Below are 20,282 nucleotides of genomic sequence, written 5' to 3'. Positions count from 1 at the left end.
GCAGGCATAATACCGCGCCCGATAGGCACATGTGCCTATTGAAGCTGCAACCAGAGTCCAGATCGGGTGATTCATTGAACGAGCCGAAGTACGCTCGCAAGTCCTCCATAGCCATTCGCCCCTCGGCCTGTCCGGGGTTGCTGCGTATCGTCCCGGCGCTGGACGGCGGAATCTGCCGGATCAAGCTGGCCGGTGGCGTGATCACCAGCGCCCAGGCGTTGGCGGTGGCCAGTGCCGCGAGTACGTATGCACAGGGCGTGATCGAGGCGACCAACCGGTCCAACCTGCAGATTCGCGGGATCGGTGCCGATCATGACGGGCTGATCGAGTCGTTGATGGCCGCAGGCCTTGGTCCGGCCAGTCCGGACAGCGACGATGTGCGCAACCTGATGCTCAGCCCGACCGCCGGGCTGGACCCGCACATGCTGTTCGATACCCGGCCCCTGGCGGCGCAGATTCTGGCGTCTCTGGAAACCCGCGCACGTTTTCATGAGCTGTCGGCCAAGTTCGCTCTGTCGCTGGACGGTGGCGAGGCTTTGGTCATGCTGGAACACCCCCATGACCTGTGGCTTTCGGCCCTTTCGCTGGACGGTGAAGTATTGCTGGCCTTCGGACTGGCGGGTTGCCCGGCCCAGGATCGCCCGCTGGCAGCTGTGCCACTGGCGAACGGGCATGAACTGGTGGTCGCATTGCTGGAGCTGTTTCTCGATCTGGCCAGTGCCGAACACAGCCGCATGCGGCATTTGCTGGCCGAGGTGCCGGTCGCGGAAATCCTGCGCCAGTTGACGACGCGACTGAGCGTGCCACTTCGAATTGATCAGAAAATAACCGGCTGGCAGCGTCCGAGCCCTGGCGAATATCGTCACCTGGGCATTTATCCACAGGTGCAAGCCGGTCTGGTGTCAGTCGGCGGCGCAGTCCCCCTCGGGCGTCTGGACGCCACGCTGCTGACCCTCGTCGCCCGACTGGCCAGCGAACAGGGCGACGGCACCTTGCGGCTGACGCCCTGGCAAAGCCTGTTGTTGCCCAATATTCCCCGCGAGCGGGCGCAGGAGGTAATGGTGGCATTGCAGGCTGCGGGGCTGATCTGTTCCAGCGCCCAGCCGCTGTCGCGCATCGTTGCCTGCACTGGGTCTGCCGGTTGCGCCAAAGGACTTGCCGATACCAAGGTCGATGCCCTGTTGCTGGCTGAGCGGTTACCTCCCGGCGAAGCGGCGCACCTGACCGGTTGCGGTCGCTCCTGCGCGGCGGCCCATGTCGCGCCTGTGACCTTGCTGGCGGTTTCGCCCGGCCATTACGACCTTTATTTTCGCGATGCAGCACATTCCGGTTTCGGCGTGCTGCGTGCGCGTGACCTCACTATTGAAGCAGTCGGCGCGCAGTTGGCCGCCGACTCACGGAGCAGTTCTGCATGATTGATTACATCCGCGATGGTCAGGAGATTTATCGCAACTCCTTCTCGATCATTCGCGCCGAAGCGCGTCTGGACACGATCCCCGCCGACCTGGAAAAACTCGCCGTGCGCGTGATTCACGCCTGCGGCATGGTCGAAGTCATCGAAGACCTGCGCTTCTCGCCGGGTGCCGGTACGGCCGGGCGCAACGCACTGGCGGCAGGCGCGCCGATCCTCTGCGATGCGCGCATGGTGTCCGAAGGCATCACCCGTTCGCGGCTGCCAGCCAACAATCAGATTATCTGCACCCTGCATGACGACGGCGTTCCGCAAATGGCCCGTGAACTGGGCAATACCCGCTCCGCCGTGGCGCTCGAACTGTGGCGTCCTCATCTGGAAGGCAGTGTCGTGGTGATCGGCAATGCTCCGACCGCGCTGTTCTATCTGCTGGAAATGCTTGATGCCGGTGCGCCGAAACCGGCATTGATCCTCGGTTTCCCGGTGGGCTTCGTTGGCGCTGCCGAGTCCAAGGCGATGTTGGCTGCCGACAGCCGTGGCGTGCCTTTCGTCATCATGCAGGGGCGTCGCGGTGGCAGCGCCATGGCGGTGGCCGCGGTCAATGCACTGGCGACGGAGATCGAATGATGCAGGCTCGTGGTCGATTGATTGGCCTGGGCGTCGGTCCCGGCGACCCGGAACTGATTACCGTCAAGGCGTTGCGTCTGCTGCGCGAGTCGCCGGTGGTGGCCTATTTCGTGGCCAAAGGCAAGAAAGGCAATGCGTTCGGCATTATCGAAGGCCATCTGCAGGAAGCCCAGACGCTGATGCCGCTGGTTTATCCGGTGACCACCGAAACGCTGCCTGCGCCGCTGTCCTACGAGCAGGTCATCAGCGATTTCTATGACGAGGCCAGCCTTGAGGTGGCAGCGCACCTGGATGCCGGGCGCGACGTGGCGGTGATATGCGAAGGCGATCCGTTCTTCTATGGCTCTTATATGTACCTGCATGACCGTCTGGCCGAGCGTTACGAGGCCCAGGTGATTCCGGGGGTGTGCTCGATGCTGGGCGGGGCGTCCGTTCTGGGGGCACCACTGGTCTATCGCAATCAGAGCCTTTCGGTACTGTCCGGCGTGCTGCCGCACGATGAGCTCAAGCGCAAACTGGCCGATGCCGATGCGGCGGTGATCATGAAGCTGGGTCGCAACTTCCCCAAGGTACGGGAGGTGCTGGCAGAGCTGGGCCTGGCCGGGCGTGCGCTTTACGTCGAGCGCGCCACCATGGTCAATCAGAAGATCGTACCGTTGGATCAGGTCGACCCTATGTCGTCGCCTTATTTCTCGCTGATCATCGTTCCCGGCGAAAGGTGGCAAGGCTGATGGTCCAGAATATTCCAGCCATTGTGATTCTGGGCAATGGCAGCCTGGCTACTGCGCGACGCATCCAGCAACTTTACCCGGATGCACTGATTCACGGCCTGGCCGAGCGGGTGCAGGGGGCGGACAGCACCTACACCGAGTTTGGCGCGACTCTGCGCCAGTTTTATCAACAGAACACGCCGATCATTGCCTTGTGTGCTGCCGGTATCGTGATCCGTACCCTGGCGCCGCTGCTGCTCGAGAAGGGCGCCGAACCCGCCGTGCTGGCCGTAGCCGAGGATGGCAGCGCCGTCGTGCCGCTGCTGGGCGGGCTGGGTGGGGTCAATGTCATGGCCCGTGAAATTGCCGCTGGCCTTGGTGTTGCACCTGCAATCACCACCAGTGGTGAACTGCGTTTCGGTACCTGCCTGCTCAATCCGCCCAGTGGTTATGCCCTGGGTGATCTGGAGCTGGGCAAGCGCTTCGTTTCCGATCTGCTTTCCGGCGAGCGGGTGCGTATCGAAGGTGCCGCGCCCTGGCTGGCTCAGGCGCAGTTGCCGGAAGACCCGCATGCCGATCTGGCGATTCATGTGGGATGTGCCGAGCGTGAGGCCGCGAGCAACGAGTTGCTGATTTACTCGCGCTGCGTGCTGGTTGCCGTCAGCGAAACCGGCCCCGGACTGGCCGAGAAAATCCGGGCGGGCCTGCACTCTGCCAGAATTGCCCTGCAATCGCTGGCCTGCCTGCTGGCGGGTGATGAGCAGATGGCCGATGCCGACTTGCATCAGGCTGCCGCCGACCTGGGGGTTCCGGTACGTTTTGCCAAAGCCGAAGCCGCCAGCGACATGGCCCGGCATGCCGTGCCGCAACTGCTGCCACCGATCGGTGTGGGAGAGGGCATGGCGATTGCGGTTGCCCGCCAGCCACTGGATGTTCAGCAGATCGGTCGCGGGCGCGGACGGTTGGCGGTGATTGGTCTGGGGCCGGGGGCTGCCGAATTCATGGTGCCTGCGGTCAAGGCCGAACTGGCACGTGCCAACGATGTGCTGGGCTATGAGACCTATGTGCGCATGGCCGGGCCGTTCCGTGCCGATCAGGTGCTGCATTGCACTGACAATCGTGAAGAAATGCTGCGTGCCCGTCATGCATTCGAACTGGCGGCCCAGGGTCGGTCGGTGGTGGTGGTGTCGTCCGGTGATCCGGGGGTGTTTGCCATGGCTTCGGCTGTGCTGGAAGCGTTGCATGAATCCACGGACCCGCGCTGGCATGCTGTTGAACTGGAAATCCTGCCGGGAGTTTCCGCTTCTCTGGCCACGGCCGCTCAGGCGGGTGCGCCTCTGGGGCATGACTTCTGTGTCATGTCGCTGTCGGACAACCTCAAGCCCTGGGATGTGATCGAAAAGCGTCTGGACCTGGCTTCGCAGGCCGATCTGGCGCTGGCTTTCTACAACCCCATTTCGCGTTCCCGCCCCTGGCAACTGGGCCGTGCCCTGGAGATCGTGCGCCAGCACCGCACACCCGAAACGCCCGTGACTCTGGGGCGTGATATCGGTCGTCCCGGTCAGACCTTGCGTGTCATTACCCTGGGCGAACTGACGCCCGAACAGGTGGATATGCGCACCATGGTGCTTGTCGGCTCGTCCACGACCTGCATTTTTCCTCGCCGTGAGGGCGGGAACTGGGTGTATACGCCGCGCTGGTATGGAGCGAAACCGGCGAAATAATGAGCGATATGTGTCTGATGCCGAGTTTGATGCTGTGGGAAAAGTCCTGACTCTGACTGTATTGAGTCGCAATAAGACCGGATATTTTTCCCGCAGTCTTTATGAATCTGAAAAGTGCGGACATACATTTCATGTAGTCCGTTTCTTTTCTCTTGTAAGCACGTGTTAAAAGCCATTGTATTTTCAAGAAAATTCTTGTTTTGCATTCTTCGGGTCTGCGGGCGGATCGATTTATCGAAAGCTGATGAGATCAATAATGGATTGATTTTGGATCGCATTTAACGGGTCGTTGCTTCTTTTCAATTTCGCTAGTCTTGTTTCTGTCCACGAGGACATGAACATTTAAAGGATTAAGCGAAATGAAAACAGAAACAGTAATAGACGATACCGCAAGCCTGAACTACATCGAGAATTGTGAACTTGCCAGCTGCACGCATTCATTGGCCGAGCATACCGAAGCCATGAGTGCCCGCCTGAGGTCGGGGGATCAGCCAGTTGTTCCGGTCGCGCCAAAGGGGGCGGTAGTCGGGGGAAGTGTTGTTGCCTTTACCGAAGGTGTTTCCCGGCAGAACAAGGAAGATGTCATGGACTCCTTCCTGTTCGCCACGCTGGTTGCGAACAAGGCATTCAACCCTGAATCCCAGACCCAGCTCTGGTATGGCAAGTACAACGAAGTTCTGGCCAAGCTCGGCTGGCTTTCCGTCAACTGGAGTTATGCCAGGTATCGCACGACCAGGCAGAGTTTCACCATGGATCAGGTCGGGCTGGAAATCATTGGTTCGGCCATCGCCGCCGCCGCGCTGCCGGGGCCTGCCTCTGCTGCGATGCTCAAGGTCGCGGGGGATGCGATTGCTGCGCTCAAGGCCAAGGACAAGCCGCTGAGGTTGTTTGAGCATCAAAGCAAGACTCACAAGGGCGGCAGTTTCCGCATTGCTGCCTGTAGCGAGTCGTCGGATGGTTTTGTAAACGTGGCATTGGGGGCGGTCAGTTTCAATACCGAAATCAATGTTACGAATGTGCTGTTCTGGGAATGGAACAACTCGGACGTCAGTACTTATCAAGGTCAGAACAATCTGGTTCTTAACTCTACGGTCTACCAGCGTCATCGTGAACTTGTTCGGGAGCGTCTGGGTAATAACGCCAAAGATGCAATTGAAGAGTACGAAATCTGAGTGCTCGCGGAGGCGCTTGTCGCCTCCAATCTTTGAATGAAAAGGAAGTGTTCATGAAGATTGAGCCTTGTCATCCCATTGTCAGTGGCGGGTGTTTGCTTTTCTTTGATACCTGCCATGTTGTTCAGACACATGATGTGCTGGACTCCCTGTTATACGCACAACTTGCAGCGTCCAGAAAACACCCGGAAAAACATGTTGATTTCGAAAGCTGGAAACAAGTATGGCTGGCTGCTGCCCTGCGTTTCGGCTGGGTATTGAACACGCATGAAGGTTTCAGTCAGCGTCCTGCGGGCGGGCCGGGGTCTACGTTGTGGGACTGGATAAGGTCGGCGAAGACCTTACTTGTTCCGCAGGTATCGGTCGACAAGGCCGAGATGGCTGCCCGTCAGTGCTATGCGCAGCGGCCGGAGCAGAGAGCGATCGAACTGTTGGCAGCGCAGACGCTGTCGGTTGATCAGCATGGGGTGGAAATCGTGCCCGGTGCACTGGATGCAGTACCGAAATCCGTAGCCACCAGAGTCGCCTTGCAGCTTGCTTTTGTCGGGCCGGCAGGCGACGAGATGGTGCTGGTGCAGATTCATTTCACGACGCTGCAAGCGTTGACGCCAGCGTATCTGTTCGAGCCCATCGACCCGCTCCAGGTAGTTGGCAATGTCGCACTCGATTTCTACTCGATGCGCCTTGTCGACGTCATCTACTCACAGTTCCGCGAACGCTTCGATGTGGCCCTCAAGGAAAAACGCCCTCTGTTCATCGAGCCGTTAAAAGGGGAACGCGATGTCTTATCACGATAGTTGCCTGCTGATGGGGCGTCATCTGGTGACCTTCGGCAAGCAGGTCGAGGACGGGCTGAAAAGTGACATTCTCGATTGCCTGCTATACGCGCAATTGCGTGCGGACGCCAGGTATCCACACACGCTTCGCGGCTGGGTCTGGCTGGATGAGTATCAACGCTCCATTGCCTCGACGGGAGGACGGCAGTTCGGCAGAGTCGTGAGAAATACCCTGAAAATTCATGGGCTGCGGGACTTGAGTCGCCGACCTGCCTTTCTCGATGTCGCAGCCTCACCCTCTCTGCGTCAGTCGTTGGTGAACGCATTCGACACACTCATGAACAGTGAGCTTGCCCAGACCTATTTCAACTTATGGGGTACCTCCGGACGTTCCGAGCTGTTTCAGGTCGTACCGTGCGAGAGGGACGCCAACGGCAACATCAATATCCTGGTGTGCTGCCTGCAGATGAGAACAGTAGCCCTGAGACCATCCCTGTATTTATGGCAGATGCTCGGCGGTGAAATGACGGTGCACTACAGCGGCACTGCATTTCGGTTCGAACCTGAGGCTTATGCGCCTTTGCGTTCAATGGTTCAGGATGCTTTGTCCAGGGAGGCGAAGCAGGAAATCATTCGGTTGTGATGCAACCGAATGGCTCGATGAAAAGGAAAACACAATGAGCCTGACTGATATCAAAGCTGCATATCTGGGAAATATCGACAGTATGGTGGCCTTTTTTCCCGGTCTGTCGATGCAGGAAAAGACGGATGTGCAGAATATCCTGCTGTATTCCCAATTGTTTGCCAGCGAGCAATATGACTTTCTGGGGCAGTGGTCCAGCTGGATGCACTATTACCGCAATCGTCTGGAAAAGCTGGGGCTTGTCTGCAAGAACAGGATCATCAAGGACTCGCTGCTGCTGATGGACATGGAGGATCTGCAGCAGGCGACATTCGCCATTCTCGGGGAGCCGGATTACGGACGGCTTTCCGGTCTGGTACAGCGCTCATTCCAGGCAATGGGCGTTCATGAGAAGGCTGAGGCCTTTTTCGAGGGGGATATCAGTCGCAAGCGTCTAGCCAGCTTTCAGGTTGCCCCTTGTGAGAGGACTCGTCCCAATGAGGTGCGTATCATGCTTTGCAGCCTGCACCTGACCAGCGACACCCATGCAGCGCAGGGCAGTAATCGCCTGATTCTCTACTTCAAGGGCGGCAGCTATGTTTTCGATTCCGTTGCCTACGAAGCTCACCGTGACAGGGTTCTCGGTTATCTGAGTGGCAAGGCGCAGGCAATCATAAGAAGTGCGCACATCTAGTCATGGCACCAGATAGCCTTTGACTCCGGTGAAAATGATTTGCGCTGCCAGGGCGCAGACGAACAGTCCCATCAGGCGGCTGACGATCTGCAGTCCCTGGTCGCCCAGAATGCGCTCGATCCGGTCGGACAGGTACAGAACGACACCCACGCTGAAGCTGGCCAGGGCAATGCTCAGTATGGCGGTGAGCTTGTCATCCCAGTGAGGCTGGCTGACTCCCATGACCAGCAGTGCGCCGATGGTCCCCGGGCCGACGGTGATCGGTATGGTCAGGGGAACGATGGTGACATCCTGCTGAATGTTATCGGTCTGTACCGCCGATTTACCTTGTGCCATGCCCAGTGCCGAAATGAACAGCACACTGCCTGCGCCAATCCGGAAGGCGTCCACGGTAATGCCGAAGACATCGAAGATCACCCGGCCGAACAGATAGAGCAGCACGCTGGAAATCAGCGTCGCCAGCGCGACTTTCCAGGCCAGACGCCGCTGCTCCTTGCGTGAGTGGCCACGGGTCAGGCTGATAAAGCAGGAAAGTACGAAAAAAGGGCTATAGAGCACCAGCATCTTCAGATAAACACTGAACAGCACATGCAGCATGATCTTGGCTCACTTGGGAGAGGCGGCTTTGTTGTGGCTCATCGGTTCTGCTGGTAAAGGTTGCCATTGGACGCCAGAGTGCGGTTTGCCTCACGCTGTTCGACCCAGTACTCGATCAGTTCCCTCAACTGCGACAATTCGATGGGTTTTGCCATGTGCCCATCCATACCCGCCTGACGGGCGCGATCCTTGTGTTCGGTCAGAATGTGCGCTGTCAGAGCCACCACCGGAGTGCGTACCCGCTGGTTGCCCACTTCCCAGGCCCGCAGTTGTTCGGTGGCCGAGAAGCCATCGAGGATCGGCATTTCACAGTCCATCAGTACCAGATCGTAACGCTGTGCCTTCATGGCCCGCAGCGCTTCTTCACCGTTGCTGGCGGTATCGGGGCGCAGGTTGAGCTTGCCGAGCATGCCGCGAATGACCTTGGTCGATATGGTGTTGTCTTCGGCCACCAGAATACGGAAGTCGCCGGGCACGCTGACCGGTGTGTTCAATGCCGGTTGCGATGAGAGTGGAACGACGCCCTTGTTCAGTTGCGTCAGTTCGTCTGCCAGCGTGGTCTTGAGTGTATAGCCGGCCACCGGCTTGGCCAGAATGCGTTTGATACCGGCATTGCGGGCGATGATCTTGCTGGGCGCATTGCTGATGCCGGTGAGCATGATCAGCAGGATGTCGTGATTGAGGCTCGGGTCTTCCTTGATCTTGGCGGCCAGTTGCATGCCGCTCATGCCGGGCATGTTCTGATCGAGCAGCACGACATCGAAATAATCGCGCAAGTGCGCCTTGGTGCGCAGCAACGCCAGCGCTTCCTTGCCGGATGGCACGGCGCTGACGTTCAGGCCCCAGGCGCTGCACTGCTGCACCAGCACCTTGCGGCAGGTGTCGTTGTCATCCACCACCAGTACGCGAGCATCCTTGAGCGGGCCATCCAGATCGGTGGTCGGCTGCTCCAGCAGTTTCGAATCCAGCGGCAGGCTCAGCCAGAGTGTGGTGCCCTGAGTATGGCCGTTCTGGATACCGAACTCGCCATCCATCAACTCTGTCAGGCGGCGTGCGATGACCAGGCCCAGATGGCCGCCGAGCTTGTTGCTGGTCAGGAAATGCTTGCTGTGCAGTTCGGTGTGCATCAGTGCATCGCGTTCCTCGGCAGACAACGGCATGCCGCTGTCCTGTACCGAGATGCGCACGCGATGCTTGCCGGGTTTGGAGTCAAGCGCGACCGCCAGCAGGATTTCGCCTTCTTCGGTTTTCTTCAGGGCGTTTTCCAGCAGGCTCAGCAGCGTCTGGCGCAGACGTGTCGGGTCACCACTTATGACCCGCGGCACCTGCGGATGGATCAGGCTGATCAGTTCGACATTCTGCTGCTCGGCCTTGGCGCGGAATATGTTGAGGCAGTCCTCGATCAGGGCGCTGATATCGAATTGCACATCATCGAGTTCGATCTGTCCCGATTCGAGCTTGGAGATATCGAGAATCTCGTTGATGAGCGTCAGCAGTTCGTTGCCCGCACTGTGGATGGTTTCCACATAGTCGCGCTGCTTGACCGACAGCGGAGTGTCCAGCAGCAGCTCGGTCATGCCGAGCACCCCGTTCATGGGGGTACGGATTTCGTGACTGATCTTGGCCAGGAACTCGGCCTTGGCGTTGACTTCCGCCGTGCTGGCGGCCTGATCGCGGCTCAGGCTGAACTTGTCTTCGGTAATGCTGCGCGAACGTTCGTTGAGAGCGACGCTCATCAGCAGGCCGCAGATACAGAAGACACCCAGCAGGGCGAGGATCAGCCACTGTGGCGGAATCAGACTCAGCCACAGCAGACCCGGCACGATCACCAGATAGCCAAGGTTGAAGAGGATCATCGAGACCACGAACATGCGCGCCGGCCGGTAGCCTTTCTGCCAGTGCCAGACCGAGACCGTCAGGATGCTCAGCGTGGTCAGGGACACCAGCAGGAAGGTCATGACGTTGAGGGGCACGCTGTCGAAAAGCAGTACCAGCAGCACGCCGCTGCCCATGAGCACGGCATCGATCTGCATCAGGCGGTCGAGTACCTTGATGCCTCGATGCACGAAAAAGCAGTAGGTATAAAACAGACCGGCCACGGCGGCGAGCAGCAGGGCAACGTGGGCCCCCGGCGTTTGCGCGATATGCCAGGTCTTGGCCATGTCCATCAGGTTGAGCAGCAGGAATGCGCTGAGTGCCAGCAGGGTTTCACAGGCCGCCAGCCACAGGTTGCTGCGTGATTTCGTATGCCAGTAGCGCGTGATGTTCTGTGTGATCAGCATGATCAGCGCGCCGAACAGCAGGCCGAACAGAAAGGGTTCGCGCTCGTCAGCCGCACTGGCTATTGCCGGTTGCAGCGTGATGTTGGGACGCAGTTTCTGGGTCGAGACGAGACGCAGGTACAAGTCCAGCGGTACATCGCTTTGCGGGACGGGCAGCAGGAAATCGTTGGAGGGCAGGCGCTGGTCCTGCTTGGGCACATCGTTGCCGGTACGCAGGTGATCGACCAGCTTTTCGCCTTCGATGATGTACAGGTCTCCGCTGGCCAGATCCGGGGCGAAGATGCGTATCAGTTGTTCGTGTCGGGTAGGAGGAACCCGATAGTGCAGCCATAACGCGCTGTTGCGGTCGGCTGCCGTGACCCGCTCCAGGTCGATGGGACTGAACTGGTTCTGGTAGCGGGCCGAACGGATATCGTTCAACTGCAGGCTTGCCTGTTCATCGAGCAGAGTGGACCAGCCTGCGCCATGTTCGGCCCTGGCCGAAAGCATGAAGAGCAAGAACAGTAGTCCAGCTGTTGAAACTATGGCAATCCTGAGCCAGCGCACGTTGATATCCCTTCCTGAGTGAATGCCTGATAACAGTGCGCAGTGCCGGAGCAACCGACCAGCCCCCTTGTCAGGGGCTGGTCGGCAGACTTACTCCTGACTCTCACCACGCTCACGGGCAATGGCACGGTAGCCAATGTCCTTGCGGTAGAAACAACCTTCCCAATCAATTCTTGCAGCCAGGGCGTAGGCGTTTTCCTGTGCATTGCCGACGCTGTCGCCCAGTGCGGTTGCACACAATACGCGACCTCCGCTGGTTACGACACGCTCATCCTTGAGTGCCGTACCGGCATGGAAGACTTTGCCCGGCAGTTGTGCGGCTGCATCCAGACCTTCGATAGCAGCGCCCTTGGCGTAATCGCCAGGGTAGCCGCCGGCAGCCAGGACAATGCCCAGGCTCGGACGAGGGTCCCATTGTGCTTCGACCTTGTCCAGTGCCTGTGCCAGCGCAGCCTCGACCAGCAGCACAAGACTCGATTGCAGGCGCAACATGACAGGCTGGGTTTCCGGGTCGCCAAAGCGGCAGTTGAACTCGATGACCTTCGGATTGCCAGCCTTGTCGATCATCAGACCAGCATAGAGGAAACCGGTATAAACGTTGCCTTCTTCGGCCATGCCACGGACCGTCGGCCAGATGACCTGATCCATGACGCGCTGGTGAACGTCGGCAGTCACCACAGGCGCGGGAGAGTAGGCACCCATGCCTCCGGTGTTCGGGCCGCTGTCGCCGTCGCCGACACGTTTGTGGTCCTGACTGGTGGCCATTGGCAGAACATTCTTGCCATCGACCATCACGATGAAGCTGGCTTCTTCGCCATCCAGGAATTCTTCGATCACGACCCGCGAACCGGCTTCGCCAAAGGCATTGCCAGCCAGCATGTCGCGCACGGCTTCTTCGGCTTCGGCCAGTGTCATCGCAACGATCACGCCTTTGCCGGCAGCCAGACCGTCGGCCTTGATGACGATAGGTGCGCCTTTTTCACGCAGATAGGCCAGGGCAGGCTCGATCTCGGTGAAGTTCTGGTAGTCGGCGGTCGGAATCTTGTGACGGGCCAGGAAATCCTTGGTGAACGCCTTGGAGCCTTCGAGCTGAGCGGCACCGGCAGTCGGACCGAAGCAGTCCAGGCCACGGCTGCGGAACAGGTCCACAACGCCTGCAACCAGCGGGACTTCCGGACCGACGATGGTCAGGGACACGTTCTTCTCGGCGAAGTCGGCCAGTTGCTCAAGGGCCAGGACGTCGATTGCAACGTTCTCGCACTTGGCTTCGATGGCCGTACCGGCGTTGCCCGGAGCAACGAAAACCTTCTCGACCCGCGGATCCTGAGCCACTTTCCAGGCCAGGGCGTGTTCACGTCCACCGCTACCGATAATCAAAACGTTCATGTCAAAAACCTCGATGACGCAGAATTCTGTAAGTAGTACATGACTGCCATTTTTGTGGGGCATGCAGTACGAGGTCGCAATGGCGTAGGTGGATGCAAGGCGGATGAGGCTTCGATGAGCGCAGTTGCCTTATGGCAATGAGCATCAGCGGAGCCTCATCCAACGCAGCAGACGCCTGCGCCAGTGCGGCCGTTTTTATGACTTAGTGTCTGAAGTGGCGCATTCCGGTGAACACCATCGCAATTCCGGCTTCATCCGCTGCGGCAATCACTTCGCTGTCGCGCATCGAGCCACCCGGCTGGATGACGGCAGTGATGCCGACCTTGGCGGCATTGTCGATGCCGTCGCGGAACGGGAAGAAGGCGTCGGAAGCCATGACCGAGCCCTGAACCTGCAGGCCTGCATGTTCAGCCTTGATGGCGGCGATGCGAGCGGAGTTGACGCGGCTCATCTGGCCTGCGCCGACACCGATGGTCTGGCGATTCTTGGCATAGACGATGGCGTTGGACTTGACGTACTTGGCGACTTTCCAGGCGAAGATCAGGTCGTGGACTTCGTGTTCGGTCGGTGCGCGCTTGGTGACGATCTTGAGGTCGGCAGAGGTGATCATGCCGATGTCGCGGCTCTGTACCAGCAGGCCGCCATTGACGCGCTTGTAGTCCCAGGCTGCGCCACGTTCGGCAGCCCACTGGCCGGTGGTCAGCAGGCGAACGTTGGCTTTGGCGGAGACGATGGCTGCTGCTTCGGCGGTAACGCTTGGCGCGATGATGACTTCGACGAACTGACGATCGACGATGGCCTTGGCGGTTTCGGCATCCAGTTCGCGGTTGAAGGCGATGATGCCGCCAAAGGCGGATTCGGTATCGGTGGCGTAGGCCAGTTCATAAGCCTGACGAATGCCGCCTTCGGGGCTGACGGCGACGCCGCAAGGGTTGGCGTGCTTGACGATCACACAGGCCGGCTTGACGAAGCTCTTGACGCATTCCAGCGCGGCATCGGTGTCGGCCACGTTGTTGAACGACAGTTCCTTGCCCTGCAGCTGGGTCGCGGTCGCGATGCCGACTTCGGCAGGTCTGGCTTCAACGTAGAACGCCGCGCTCTGGTGCGGGTTCTCGCCGTAGCGCATTTCCTGCGCCTTGATGAACTGGGTGTTGAAGGTGCGTGGGAACTGGCTGCGGCCTTCGGTGCTCAGGGTTTCTGCACTCTGGTCGACGCTGCCCAGATAGTTGGCGATCATGCCGTCGTAGGCAGCAGTGTGCTCGAATGCCTTGAGCATCAGGTCGAAACGCTGAGCGTAGGTCAGGCCACCGGCCTTGAGGTTTTCCAGCACCTGGGTGTAGTCGCTGACATTGACCACGATGGCGACGTCCTTGTGGTTCTTCGCTGCGGAACGAACCATGGTCGGGCCGCCGATATCGATGTTCTCGATGGCGGTCGGCAGGTCGCAGCCGGGCTTGGAAACAGTGGCTTCGAACGGATAGAGGTTGACCGCAACCAGATCGATCGGCTTGATGCCGTGCTCGTTCATGATTGCATCGTCGATGCCGCGACGACCCAGAATGCCGCCGTGGATCTTGGGGTGCAGGGTCTTGACCCGGCCATCCATCATTTCGGCGAAACCGGTGTAATCGGCCACTTCCACGGCTGCAACACCGTTGTCCTGCAACAGCTTGAAAGTACCGCCAGTCGAAAGGATCTCGACGCCCAGCGCTTCAAGCTCGCGTGCGAATTCGAGGATTCCTGTCTTGTCGGAAACGCTGATCAAAGCGCGGCGGATCGGCAGGCGGGTAGTCTGGTCGGTCATTTCAATTTCCATCAAAAGCAAAGGAAGTCAGCAAAAAAGGCGACCGCTGTGCAAGGTGGTCGCCTTTTCTGTATTGAATAATGCTTAAAGCAGGTCGTACTGCTTGAGTTTCTTGCGCAGCGTGCCGCGATTGAGCCCCAGCAGCTCGGAAGCCTTCGTCTGGTTGCCCTTGACGTAGTTCATCACGCTTTCGAGAAGCGGAGCCTCGACTTCCGACAGCACCAGGTTGTACACGTCAGTGACGGAAGCGCCTTCGAGGTGGGCGAAATAATTGTGCAGCGCCTTCTCGACACTGCCGCGCAGGGTCTGACCCTCTTCGCTCGGCGTGTTGAGGTGCTGTTTCAAATTGACATTGTCGCTCACGGGTGTTGTTCCACTCACTAAAGTCTCGGTCATCATCGTCATGCGGCCACCTCTTCTTTATTTTCGTTATCCGGGCCCCTGCAGCCTTGGCTCAAGAACTCCCGGACGTTGGCGCACTGTGCTTCCGTATCTTCCAAACGATTGAAATGGGCGCGAAATTCCCTGGCGCCCGGCAAGGTTGCGAGATACCAACCGACATGCTTGCGTGCAATGCGCACGCCCATCACGTCTCCATAGAAGGCGTGCAGGGCTGTCAGATGTTCAAGCAGAATACGTTCCACTTCACTCACCGGCAGCTCCGGCAGTTTCTCGCCGGTACGCAGGTAGTGATCTATCTCACGAAAAATCCATGGTCGCCCCTGGGCGGCCCTGCCAATCAACAACCCGTCCGCTCCGGTGGCCTCAAGCACATACCGGGCTTTCTCGGGCGAAACGATGTCTCCATTGGCAAACACCGGGATCGACATCGCCTGCTTGATTTCGGCGATGGTGTCGTACTCGGCTTCGCCGGTGTAAAGGTCTGCACGGGTCCGCCCGTGAACCGCCAGCGCCTGTATTCCGGCCTGCTCGGCGATTCTGGCGACCGTAAGGCCGTTTTTGTTCTCGCGGTCCCAGCCGGTGCGGATCTTCAGGGTCACCGGTACATCGACTGCGGCCACCACGGCCTGCAGAATCTCGCTTACCAGCTTTTCATCTTTCAGAAGCGCCGAACCTGCGGCCTTGTTACAGACCTTCTTGGCCGGGCAGCCCATGTTGATGTCGATGATCTGGGCACCCAGTTCGACATTGGCCCGCGCTGCCTGCGCGAGCATCTGTGGATCGCCACCGGCGATCTGGACCGAGCGGGGCTCGGGATCACCTTCGTGGATCATGCGCAGACGCGATTTGCGACTGTTCCACAGGCTCATGTCACTGGTGACCATCTCCGACACTACAAGCCCTGCGCCGAGTTCTCTGCACAGTTGCCGGAAAGGCTGGTCAGTGACGCCCGCCATCGGGGCGAGGATCAAGCCATTCTGTAACGTATATGGACCGATGCGTACCGCCGACATAGCTTTACCTATCGTGGGGCCGAATCATCCGCAGGCCGTGTAAAAAACCGTTCCACACGGTCTGCAACAGCCCCGTCTTCGGTTGCTTTCGCAACATTCAGACTGAACCGAGAGTTTGAAAAAGGGTTGGCATGATACCCGCTCTCGATGACTGGATAAAGGCTGAATTGGATAAAATCTGAACAGTTATTTTCTTATTGCCAACGGTTCGCTTATTGAGCGAATTGTCATGAAAACATCGGTATTCATGCTGCCTTCCTCGCGAAGACGTGCCTTCGGACCTGGAGAGCTCCGGCAGGCAGCGTCAGGCAGTGGCTCATTCCGGTGAGCGGAAGTTCAGGCTGTAATTCACGGCTTTCGCGCCAGGATCGAGGATGTCCAGCGCAATATGGATCGGTGTCTGGGGTGGCATCTCTTCCTTGCCGGCCATCTCGCCGCTCAGGTATTCGCCCGGCTTGAACCGACGACTGGCAATGAGCTGACCGCTGGTATCGGCAAATCTTAGCTCAAGAAGCGGAAAGGGCTGAGAGAAAGATGCGCGGTTGTAAATGATGGCGTCCACCACCAGCGCTCCCTGAAACTCGGGATGGCTGCGTACCACCAGATTGCTGCTCTTGAGCAGGTTGATGTCGACCTTCGAAGGCACCTTGCAGTCGATTTTCGGGCAGATCTGCTGGAACCAGGGGCGATACTGATCCTGGCGGGCCAGATGGTCGAAGTGATACCAGATGTACTGGCCAGCCAGGCCTGCCAATGCGAGCAGGACCAGCAGGCTCCAGAGCAGGCGACGTCCCCAGCGCGGTCTGGGGCGTTGCCAGTCCAGTTGCAGCGGGTCGTCGGTCAGGTCCAGAAGTGCCTGATCGCGCACCGCCGGCTCGTTTCGGGCGCGTTTGCCGCGAGGGTCGATTGCCGGCTCGGGATCATCGTCGAGATCGTCTTCGTCTTCATCCCGTGCCGACCAGCGCTCGCTGCTTTCACCGGCTGGCTGCTTGCGCGGGGCGATGAGCGGCGGTTCATCGTCCAGGTCGACGCTGCTCAACGACAGTGAAGGCTCGGTCCGCTCGCGACCGGAAGGTTGCTCGGGTTCGTCTTCGTGGTCCGGTTCGGAAGCCGGCTCTGTGGTGCTGATCACCTCGGCCTGGATTTCCGGCAACTGATTGACATCGTCGTTGCGCAGGCTGCCGACCCAGGTGCCTTCCTCGGTTTCCGAGTGATCGCGCTGGGCGGTCAGTGCCGCATCGCCGTTGCGTGTGCTCGACTTGCCAAAGTTGTCGGGCAGCTGGATTTCCCGCTGTTCGAGTCGGGCGAGTTCTTCGTCGAGATCCAGATTGTCCAGGTCGAACTCGCTGACTTTCCAGGGATCGTCATCTTCCGGGGAGGTCTGCGACGGCTCGGGCAGCGGTTCTGCAATCTGTGCAGCAGGCGCCTGCTCGACCACTTCGGGGGCAATGATTTCCTGGGCGGGAGGTGGCGTGACTTCGGTTTCGTCGACCGAGCGCTGCTCCAGCAGTTGCCGGGCGGCATTGAAGACCTGCAGGCAGGCCCCGCAGCGCACCACGCCGCGGGCCACGCTCAATTGAGCGTGGCTGACTCTGAAACTGGTTTGGCAGTGGGGGCACTGGGTGACGAAGCTGTCGGTCATGCTGCTGTCCGGTTCAGGCGGCTGTTAACGGCGACGACCCGTGATGCGTACCCAGCCATCACGGTTGGCGATAGGGTCCAGGTCGAATGTAGCAGCATAGGCTGCGGCTACTTCTTCACCTTGTTCTGCAAGGATTCCGGACAGTGCCAGGCGACCGCCGGTCCTGACCAGGCTTGCCAGTTGCGGAGCCAGCGATACCAGCGGCCCGGCCAGAATATTGGCCACCAGTACGTCGGCCTGCTGCTGGGGCATGTCTTGCGGCAGGTAAAGCGGGAAACGTTCGGCGGCGATGTTGTTGCGTCCGGCATTGTCGCGGGAGGCTTCGAGCGCCTGGACGTCGATATCGGTGCCGACGGCCTGTTCTGCGCCCAGTAACAGTGCAGCAATGGCCAGAATGCCCGAGCCACAGCCGAAGTCCAGCACATTGCAGCCTTTGAGGTCCTGACCGTCCAGCCATTCCAGGCACAGGGCCGTTGTGGGGTGGGTGCCGGTGCCGAATGCCAGGCCCGGATCGAGCAGCAGGTTCACGGCGTCCGGCTCGGGTGCGGCATGCCAGCTCGGGACGATCCACAGGCGCTGGCCGAAACGCATCGGCTGGAAATTGTCCATCCAGCTGCGCTCCCAGTCCTGGTCTTCGATGACTTCGGCGGTGTGCTCGGGCAGTTCGGCGTCGGTCAGCAGGCGCAGGTGCGCCAGGGCCATATCGGCGTCGGTGTCGGCTTCGAACAGAGCCAGCAGGTGGGTGTGTGCCCACAGCGGCGTGGTATTGAGTTCGGGCTCGAAGATCGGCTGGTCTTCGGCATCCATGAACGTCACGGATACGGCGCCGACTTCAAGCAGCGCGTCCTCGTAGGTTTCGGCTTGTTCTGGGCTGATGGCGAGGCGGACTTGCAGCCAAGGCATGGCGGATTACCTTCGAGTCAAAATGGGGGCGCGGTACTGCCGCGAAGAAGCGGGCAAGTTTACTTCTATGCGACGCAAACAACAAAGCCGCATCGCTGCGGCTTTGTTGATCTGAAACACGCTGACTTATTGATTGGCCAGTTTGTGTTCAAGATAGTGGATGTTGATTCCGCCTTCGCAGAAACCTTCATCACGGGTCAGATCACGATGCAGCGGGATATTGGTCTTGATCCCGTCGACCACGATTTCGTCCAGGGCATTGCGCATGCGTGCCATGGCTTCGTCGCGGGTCGCGCCCCAGGTGATCAGCTTGCCGATCAATGAGTCGTAGTTCGACGGAACCTTGTAACCGCTGTACAGGTGCGAGTCGACACGTACGCCGTTGCCGCCCGGTGCATGGAAATGCTTGACCAGACCAGGGCTCGGAATGAAGGTTTTCGGATCTTCAGCGTTGATCCGGCATTCCAGCGCGTGACCATTGATGACAACGTCATCCTGGGTGTACGACAGCTTGTTGCCGGCGGCGATGCTCAGCATCTCCTTGACGATGTCGATACCGGTGACCATTTCCGAAACCGGATGCTCTACCTGAACACGAGTGTTCATTTCGATGAAGTAGAAGCGACCGTTCTCGTACAGGAACTCGAAAGTGCCCGCGCCACGGTAGCCGATGTCGATACAGGCCTGAACGCAGCTTTGCAGTACGTCCCTGCGCGCGTCTTCGTCGATGAACGGTGCCGGTGCTTCTTCAAGGACTTTCTGGTGACGGCGTTGCAGCGAGCAGTCACGGTCGCCCAGGTGAATCGCATTGCCCTGGCCGTCGGAAATGACCTGGACTTCCACGTGACGTGGGTTGGTCAGGTATTTTTCCAGGTAGACCATCGGGTTGCTGAACCAGGCAGCCGCTTCGGCGCGGGTCTGGCTGGCAGCTTCGATCAGGTCTTCCTCGCGATGAACCACGCGCATGCCGCGACCACCACCACCACCGGCGGCCTTGATGATCACCGGGTAGCCGACTTCACGGCCGATACGCAGTGCGGTTTCTTCGTCTTCCGGCAGCGGGCCGTCGGAGCCTGGAACCGTCGGCACGCTGGCGCGCTTCATGGCGTCCTTGGCGGAAACCTTGTCGCCCATCAGGCGAATGGTGTCTGCTTTCGGGCCGATGAAGGCGAAGCCCGATTTTTCTACCTGTTCGGCGAAATCCGCGTTTTCCGCGAGGAAGCCGTAGCCCGGGTGAATCGCCGTGGCGCCGGTCAGTTCGGCGGCGGAGATGATTGCCGGGATATTCAGGTAGGACAGGTTGGCTGGAGCCGGACCGATACAGACGGTTTCGTCTGCCAGGCCCAGGTGCATCAACTCGCGATCTGCCGTGGAATGTACAGCGACGGTCTTGATGCCCAGTTCCTTACAGGCACGCAGGATGCGCAAGGCAATTTCGCCGCGGTTGGCGATCAGAACTTTTTCCAACATCGCTGGCTCTCCCCGGTTCAAACGATAGTGAACAGCGGCTGGTCAAATTCAACCGGCTGACCGTTTTCTACCAGGATGGATTCGATGACGCCGCTGGCTTCTGCCTGGATGTGGTTCATCATTTTCATCGCTTCGACGATGCAGATGGTGTCGCCCTTCTTGACGGTCTGGCCGACTTCGACGAATGCAGGCGAAGTAGGTGCAGGCGTGCGGTAGAAAGTACCGACCATCGGGGATTTGACTACGTGGCCGTTCAGCTTTGGAGCCGAAGGTGCTTCTGCAGCGGCAGCAGCGGCAACCGGTGCTGCCGGAGCAGCGGCTACAGGCGCAGCGGCTGGAGCTGGCGCGTAGTAAGGTTGTGCCGGGGTCTTGCTGTGACGGCTGATCCGTACGGATTCTTCGCCTTCACGGATCTCCAGCTCGTCGATACCGGATTCTTCCAGCAGTTCGATCAGTTTCTTGACTTTGCGAATATCCATTAATCATCAACTCCCAAGGGGT

The 20,282-nt window shown here is 59.3% G+C and carries 18 protein-coding genes; 8 read left to right on the top strand and 10 right to left on the bottom strand.

Going from position 1 to position 20,282, the window contains the following annotated elements; all coding sequences use genetic code 11:
• Positions 1-74 precede the first annotated feature (74 nt).
• The 8 genes from cobG to JSY17_RS21780 all read left to right on the top strand — a co-directional run bounded on the left by cobG (position 75) and on the right by JSY17_RS21780 (position 7,736).
• Positions 75-1,415: a precorrin-3B synthase gene (gene cobG / locus JSY17_RS21815; protein WP_277424932.1), complete on the top strand. Its 1,341-nt coding sequence runs from the start codon at positions 75-77 to the stop codon at positions 1,413-1,415.
• Positions 1,412-2,038 carry a precorrin-8X methylmutase gene (locus JSY17_RS21810; RefSeq protein WP_117165521.1) on the top strand — a complete coding sequence of 209 codons (627 nt, stop codon included), beginning with the start codon at positions 1,412-1,414 and terminating at the stop codon, positions 2,036-2,038. The genes cobG and JSY17_RS21810 overlap by 4 nt, the downstream gene beginning before the upstream one ends.
• A complete protein-coding gene (locus JSY17_RS21805) occupies positions 2,035-2,769 on the top strand; it encodes a precorrin-2 C(20)-methyltransferase (RefSeq protein WP_404823365.1) in 735 nt (244 codons plus the stop codon). Before JSY17_RS21810 ends, JSY17_RS21805 begins: the two co-directional genes overlap by 4 nt.
• Positions 2,769-4,472 (top strand): precorrin-3B C(17)-methyltransferase, encoded by a 1,704-nt coding sequence (gene cobJ, locus JSY17_RS21800; protein ID WP_206402908.1) that lies wholly within the window; start codon positions 2,769-2,771, stop codon positions 4,470-4,472. The genes JSY17_RS21805 and cobJ overlap by 1 nt, the downstream gene beginning before the upstream one ends.
• A gap of 359 nt (positions 4,473-4,831) precedes the next feature.
• Positions 4,832-5,644 (top strand): hypothetical protein, encoded by an 813-nt coding sequence (locus tag JSY17_RS21795; protein WP_200978590.1) that lies wholly within the window; start codon positions 4,832-4,834, stop codon positions 5,642-5,644.
• 53 nt (positions 5,645-5,697) lie between these two features.
• A complete protein-coding gene (locus JSY17_RS21790; RefSeq protein WP_206402910.1) occupies positions 5,698-6,441 on the top strand; it encodes a hypothetical protein in 744 nt (247 codons plus the stop codon).
• Positions 6,425-7,063: a hypothetical protein gene (locus tag JSY17_RS21785; protein ID WP_117183358.1), complete on the top strand. Its 639-nt coding sequence runs from the start codon at positions 6,425-6,427 to the stop codon at positions 7,061-7,063. Before JSY17_RS21790 ends, JSY17_RS21785 begins: the two co-directional genes overlap by 17 nt.
• Before the next feature lie 34 nt (positions 7,064-7,097).
• The gene (locus JSY17_RS21780) at positions 7,098-7,736 is read left to right on the top strand and encodes a hypothetical protein (protein ID WP_117183357.1); all 639 of its coding nucleotides are present in this window, start codon (positions 7,098-7,100) and stop codon (positions 7,734-7,736) included.
• On the opposite strand, the gene JSY17_RS21775 is transcribed toward JSY17_RS21780, so the two are convergent.
• From JSY17_RS21775 to accB, 10 genes are all read right to left on the bottom strand, one after another.
• Complete coding sequence (locus tag JSY17_RS21775; protein ID WP_025262147.1) at positions 7,737-8,333, bottom strand: MarC family protein; 597 nt, start codon at positions 8,331-8,333, stop codon at positions 7,737-7,739.
• 38 nt (positions 8,334-8,371) lie between these two features.
• Complete coding sequence (locus tag JSY17_RS21770; RefSeq protein WP_117167783.1) at positions 8,372-11,161, bottom strand: hybrid sensor histidine kinase/response regulator; 2,790 nt, start codon at positions 11,159-11,161, stop codon at positions 8,372-8,374.
• A gap of 90 nt (positions 11,162-11,251) precedes the next feature.
• Positions 11,252-12,547 (bottom strand): phosphoribosylamine--glycine ligase, encoded by a 1,296-nt coding sequence (gene purD, locus JSY17_RS21765; RefSeq protein WP_206402912.1) that lies wholly within the window; start codon positions 12,545-12,547, stop codon positions 11,252-11,254.
• A 202-nt stretch (positions 12,548-12,749) separates the two neighbouring features.
• Positions 12,750-14,351, bottom strand: a complete 1,602-nt coding sequence (gene purH, locus JSY17_RS21760) for a bifunctional phosphoribosylaminoimidazolecarboxamide formyltransferase/IMP cyclohydrolase (protein WP_206402914.1) — start codon at positions 14,349-14,351, stop codon at positions 12,750-12,752.
• Positions 14,352-14,435: 84 nt separating this feature from the next.
• A complete protein-coding gene (fis, locus tag JSY17_RS21755) occupies positions 14,436-14,756 on the bottom strand; it encodes a DNA-binding transcriptional regulator Fis (RefSeq protein WP_002555375.1) in 321 nt (106 codons plus the stop codon).
• The gene (dusB, locus tag JSY17_RS21750) at positions 14,753-15,766 is read right to left on the bottom strand and encodes a tRNA dihydrouridine synthase DusB (protein WP_117167780.1); all 1,014 of its coding nucleotides are present in this window, start codon (positions 15,764-15,766) and stop codon (positions 14,753-14,755) included. The genes fis and dusB overlap by 4 nt, the downstream gene beginning before the upstream one ends.
• Before the next feature lie 316 nt (positions 15,767-16,082).
• Positions 16,083-17,408, bottom strand: a complete 1,326-nt coding sequence (locus tag JSY17_RS21745) for a DUF3426 domain-containing protein (protein WP_206402915.1) — start codon at positions 17,406-17,408, stop codon at positions 16,083-16,085.
• 24 nt (positions 17,409-17,432) lie between these two features.
• Complete coding sequence (gene prmA, locus JSY17_RS21740; protein ID WP_117183353.1) at positions 17,433-18,311, bottom strand: 50S ribosomal protein L11 methyltransferase; 879 nt, start codon at positions 18,309-18,311, stop codon at positions 17,433-17,435.
• A gap of 126 nt (positions 18,312-18,437) precedes the next feature.
• On the bottom strand, positions 18,438-19,781 hold the full coding sequence (gene accC / locus JSY17_RS21735; RefSeq protein ID WP_117167777.1) for an acetyl-CoA carboxylase biotin carboxylase subunit: 1,344 nt from the start codon (positions 19,779-19,781) through the stop codon (positions 18,438-18,440).
• A gap of 17 nt (positions 19,782-19,798) precedes the next feature.
• Positions 19,799-20,260 carry an acetyl-CoA carboxylase biotin carboxyl carrier protein gene (accB, locus tag JSY17_RS21730; protein ID WP_117167776.1) on the bottom strand — a complete coding sequence of 154 codons (462 nt, stop codon included), beginning with the start codon at positions 20,258-20,260 and terminating at the stop codon, positions 19,799-19,801.
• Positions 20,261-20,282: the final 22 nt, after the last annotated feature.

This window comes from Pseudomonas capsici (assembly GCF_017165765.1).
In the GTDB taxonomy this organism is placed as follows: domain Bacteria; phylum Pseudomonadota; class Gammaproteobacteria; order Pseudomonadales; family Pseudomonadaceae; genus Aquipseudomonas; species Aquipseudomonas capsici.
This window is presented reverse-complemented; position numbering and strand designations above follow the sequence as displayed.